The sequence below is a fragment of the Pseudomonas sp. R62 genome (genome assembly GCF_000257605.1).
GTDB lineage: Bacteria > Pseudomonadota > Gammaproteobacteria > Pseudomonadales > Pseudomonadaceae > Aquipseudomonas > Aquipseudomonas atacamensis.
This window is the reverse complement of sequence record NZ_AHZM01000808.1, coordinates 1-2795: the sequence shown is the minus strand read 5'-3', so window position 1 is coordinate 2795 and position 2795 is coordinate 1. Positions and strand designations below refer to the sequence as shown.

The window sequence follows — 2795 nt, the reverse complement described above, 5'->3', positions numbered from 1 at the left end:
CCACCTCCCCCTACGAATCCCTCGACTCCAAAAAACTCCACCAAGCCGCCGACCGCGCACTCGACCACTACCTCTGCCCACCCGGCTCGACCCCACCGCCGTTCAGCCCCCGCGCCATGTACGCCGTCACCGCCGACACCAAAAACGAAGACCTGCTGGCCAACGCCTGCGAAACCCTCGCCTCCGCGAAAACCATCGCCCAGGAATTCGCCGGGCTGGTAAAGCCATCGCAGCGGCGGACGCTGATGGGGATTGCGCAACTGATCATGCTCGGGGAACTCGCGGTGAATCGGGTGCTGGATAATCTGGAGTTGCCGCAGTAGCGGGCCTTTGATGATCGTTCCCACGCTCTGCGTGGGAATGCCTCAAGGGACGCTCCGCGTTCCAGCTCTGGGAGGGGGACGCAGAGCGTCCCGGGCTGCATTCCCACGCGGAGCGTGGGGACGATCAACGCGTAAGCCATGAAGATTCCTGTGGGAGCGAGCCTGCTCGCGAATGCGGTTTGTCCGTCACTTTGGCTTCGACTGGCGGATTGCGTTCGCGAGCAGGCTCACTCCCACTGTTGATGCGGTACGGGTGCAGTTGATGATCGTTCCCACGCTCTGCGTGGGAATGCCTCAAGGGACGCTCCGCGTTCCAGCTCTGGGGGGACGCAGAGCGTCCCGGGCTGCATTCCCACGCGGAGCGTGGGGGATCAACGCGTAAGCAATGAAGATTCCTGTGGGAGCGAGCCTGCTCGCGAATGCGGTTTGTCAGTCACTTTGGCTTCGACTGGCGGATTGCTTTCGCGAGCAGGCTCGCTCCCACTGTTGATGCGGTACGGGTGCAGTTGATGATCGTTCCCACGCTCTGCGTGGGAATGCCTCAAGGGACGCTCCGCGTTCCAGCTCTGGGAGGGGGACGCAGAGCGTCCCGGGCTGCATTCCCACGCGGAGCGTGGGAACGATCAACGCGTAAGCAGTGAAGATTCCTGTGGGAGCGAGCCTGCTCGCGAAAGCGGTTTGTCAGTCACTGTGGCTTCGACTGGCGGATTGCTTTCGCGAGCAGGCTCACTCTTACATGGGGGCGGGTCAAGGCTGGAACCATTCGTGGCGTTCGTTGAAGGTTTGCTGGATGAGGTCGGTGAGGGCCTGGATTTCGGGGGAGTTTTGCGAGTCGGTGTTGACGGCGAGCCAAGCATGGAGCTGCATCGCCTCGGCGAATAATCCGGGCAGTGCGATGAGGCCACGGTCGAAGCGGCTCATGTATGCCGGCAGCAATCCGATGCAAGCGCTGCAGCGAATCATCTCCAGCATGAGTTCATAAGACTGCATTTGCACTACGCCAGCCAAGCGCTGCTCGACCAACTCATTCCAAGGCCGAAAGCTCTCAACCTGCCGATCATGCTGCCACTGCACCAGCATGAAGTCCGCCAGATCTTCCGGCGTTTCCGGTCGCGCTGTCACCCTCGAATAACGCTTGGCAATGTGCGGCAGATACTCAATCCGTGCGAGGTGTTGCGGTTCGCTGGTGGTGAACGTCGGGCCGGGGTTTGGGGTTTCGCCGGGGGCGAGCCAGAGGACGATGTCGGCACTGACCGCACGCAAGGCCAGTTCGCTATCCAGAGCGATAATTTCCAGACGCAGGCTGGCGTTGCGCCGCAGCAATGCGATGAGGTCGCGGCCGAGGATGTCGTGGAGGATGGATTCGGCGATGGCGAGGCGGATCAGCGGTTGTTCGATGACCGGGAGTTTGCGTTGGTGGGCCAGGGTGCTGAGTCGGACCTGCAACAGTTGGCCTTCGCGGGTGAGCGTTAGGGCGCTGCCCTGGAAGCTGAACAGGCTGTGTTGCAGTTGCTGTTCGAGTTGCGCGAGTTGTTTGCGCAGCAGCGTCGAGCGCACATTGAGGCTGCGCGCGGCTTGCATGAAGCAACCGCAGCGGGCGCTGACGAGGAAGTATTGGGCGACTTCGCTGTCGATGGTCGCGGCCTGGTTTAGCCAGGGTTCGGCGATGGTTTAGGGCGTTTGATAATCAGCGGTGCCCGAGCGTCCTGCGGGTTCGGTGAATGACATTGATGACTCCCTGTCGATCTAATGTGGTTGCTCTGAATACACCGGATCTCATTGTGGGAGCGAGCCTGCTCGCGAAAGCGTTGGCACATTCAACATCTTCGCTGACTGACCCACCGCATTCGCGAGCAGGCTCGCTCCCACAGGGGTGATTGGTGTTTGGCTGACGTCAGTGTTTTTCCTCGAGGATTTTGTTCAGTTCAGCGCCGTCGATGCTGAGGGTGGCAGTGTTGAGCATGCCGTCCAGATAAGCCTGGGCGATCTGTTCCTGGCGTTGAGCGCGCAGGGCCTGGGTCAGTTGGTCGCGCAGTTCCTCCAGCGTCGCGGTGCGGGCCGGTTGCTGTTCGGTGAGTTTGATCACGTGAAATCCGGCGGCGCTCTGCACGGGATCGGATACCGCGCCTACCTTGAGCCGCGCCACGGCGCCACGCACTTCCGGCACCAGCTGTTGCAACGGTTGCAGGCCGGTATCACCGCCCCGCTCTGCCGTCACTCGATCCTGCGAATATTGCGTAGCCAACGCGGCAAAGTCGCCCGGCGCTGACTGGGCTTTCTTGCTCAACTCAAGTGCTTGCTTGCGCACTGTTTCCGCATTAGAAGCATCACTGACAGAGAGGAAAATCTGACTGACCCGATACAGCGCCGGCGTCTGCCAATTGGCCTTGCCGGCGTCATAGGCCTGCTGCAACTCGGCCGCGCTCGGATATTCCGCCGGCACCTGACTCACCGAGCGCAGATAATCACGGA

At 61.4% G+C, this 2795-nt stretch carries 3 protein-coding genes; 1 reads left to right on the top strand and 2 read right to left on the bottom strand.

Annotated features, from left to right (window positions below):
- Window positions 1-323: DUF6124 family protein (locus tag OQK_RS00070; RefSeq protein ID WP_016770559.1), on the top strand; the 323-nt coding region annotated here is incomplete at its 5' end.
- Window positions 324-1070: 747 nt separating this feature from the next.
- On the opposite strand, the gene OQK_RS00065 is transcribed toward OQK_RS00070, so the two are convergent.
- Window positions 1071-1991, bottom strand: coding sequence for a LysR substrate-binding domain-containing protein (locus OQK_RS00065; protein WP_238537131.1), 921 nt, complete (start codon window positions 1989-1991; stop codon window positions 1071-1073).
- Between the two features lie 226 nt (window positions 1992-2217).
- Window positions 2218-2795, bottom strand: a 578-nt coding sequence (locus OQK_RS00060) for a peptidylprolyl isomerase (protein ID WP_016770558.1), incomplete at its 5' end; no start/stop codon positions are given.